We start from the raw sequence: 1,880 nt of genomic DNA, 5'->3' as shown, positions 1-1,880 counted from the left end.
TTGACCAGCACCTTCGCGCCGCGCGCCGCCAGCGCCAGTGCGTGCTGGCGGCCCAGGCCGCCGCCCGCGCCCGTCACGATGGCCACGCGGCCCTTGAAATCGATTGCCATGGGTTTCTCTCTCCTGTGGGCCCCGCGGGCCAGTGAATGGTTTTGCAAAAGCGGCCGTGCAATGTGCTGCAATCGGCCCAGCACGAATTCTGATCGAGCCCCTACCGCATGGCCATGCCCCACCGTCCCGATGACGACATCACCCTTCGCAAGCTGCACATCCTGCGGGTCTTCCTGGAGGCCGGCAATCTCGCGCGCGCGGCGGAGAGCCTGGACATCAGCGCGGTCAGCGTGCACCGCGCCCTGCACTCGCTGGAGGACGCGCTGCGCTGCCCCCTGTTCCGCCACGAAGGCCGCCACCTGCACCCCACCGAGGCCGCTCACCACCTGGCGGAGGTCGCGCGCGAGCTGCTGGGCACGCTGGCCGAGGGCATCCGCTCCACGCGGGCGGTGGCCGGGTATTCGTCCGACCGCATACGCATCGGATCGCTCTATTCGCTGACCAGCCGCACGGTGCCCACCCTCGTGATGGGCATGAAGCGGCGCCTGCCCGAACTGCAGACCGAACTGGTGCTGGGCTCGGACGCCGACCTGCGGCAAAAGCTGCGCAACGGCGCCATCGATGCCGCGCTGATGGGCTCGTCCGGCGATATGCCCGACCTCGAGTGCGAGCCCCTGTTCGAGGACGACATCCACTTCGCCGCGCCAGCCGACTCGCCCTACCCGCCCGACCAGCCCATCGACCTGGCCGCTTGCGCCAGCGAGCGCTTCGTCAGCCTCACGGAAGGCTTCGTGACCTACCAGGGATTCATGGAGACTTTCCGGGTGGCCGGCTTCACCCCCGACGTGGTGATGCAGACCGAGGACATCTTCTCGCTGATGAACCTGGTGAGCGGCGGCGTGGGCTGCACCCTGCTGCCCGGTCGGGTGCGTGGCGTGCTGCCGCCCAACGTGCGGCTCATCGCGCTGCAGCCGCGCTACCGCATGCGCCAGACCATCGCGCTGCACTTCCTGCGCACCCGCGAGCGCGACCCCAACCTGCTCGCCCTGCTGGCGGTCTGCCGCACCGCCAAGGCGGCGCTGTCCTGAGCCACCCTGCCAACCTTCTGGGGCAGCCCCTACGGGGGTCACCCTGGATCGTTTCGATTAGCGTAAGTGTCGGCACACCGCTGGCATTGATCCGCACCGCCCGGCTGCGTATCGTCCCCTGCAAGAACAAAGCCCCGCATCCATGAGCACAGCCACCGGCATGTGCCACCGCGGGGCACCACGGACAGGAGACAAATTCAATGACTTCCCACTGGATATCCATCTGCGCGCTCGCCAGCATGTTCGTCATCGCCACCGTACTGCCCATCAACATGGGCGTCATCGCCTTCGTCGGGGCCTTCCTGGTCGGCACGCTCGTGGCCGGCATGAATGCCAAGGCCATCATGGCGGGATTTCCTGCCGACCTGTTCCTGACGCTGGTGGGCATCACCTACCTGTTCGCTCTGGCGCAGAACAACGGCACGATCGACTGGCTGGTCAAGCTGGCGGTGCGCGCGGTGCGTGGGCGCATCGCGGCGATCCCGTGGATCATGTTCTTCATCGCCGCGGCGCTCACGGGCGTGGGGGCCGTCAGCCCGGCGGCGGTCGCCATCATCGCGCCCATCGCACTGGGCTTCGCGGCCAAGTACGGCATCAACCCGCTGATGATGGGTCTTCTCGTCATCCACGGCGCGCAGGGCGGCGGCTTCTCGCCGATCAGCATCTACGGCGGCATCACCAACAAGATCGTGGCCACGGCCGGCCTGCCGCTGAACCCCATCGCCACCATGGCGGCCAGCC

2 protein-coding genes and 1 pseudogene are annotated in these 1,880 nt (G+C 68.0%); 2 read left to right on the top strand and 1 reads right to left on the bottom strand.

The genetic code is table 11. The annotated features are described in order from the left end of the window. Positions 1–110, bottom strand: a pseudogene (locus AC27IQ_RS23565) (3-hydroxyacyl-CoA dehydrogenase); the annotation flags it as partial. Between the two features lie 114 nt (positions 111–224). Between AC27IQ_RS23565 and AC27IQ_RS23560 the strand changes: the two are divergent. Both AC27IQ_RS23560 and AC27IQ_RS23555 read left to right on the top strand, forming a co-directional pair. Continuing rightward, a complete protein-coding gene (locus tag AC27IQ_RS23560; RefSeq protein WP_284429562.1) occupies positions 225–1,139 on the top strand; it encodes a LysR family transcriptional regulator in 915 nt (304 codons plus the stop codon). Between the two features lie 200 nt (positions 1,140–1,339). Next, the coding region (locus tag AC27IQ_RS23555; protein ID WP_487091002.1) for an SLC13 family permease at positions 1,340–1,880 on the top strand (541 nt) is incomplete at its 3' end.

Source organism: Acidovorax sp. KPB24-07, from assembly GCF_057543315.1.
Note: the sequence above shows the minus strand (reverse complement) of the source record. Positions and strands in the feature narration are given on the sequence as shown.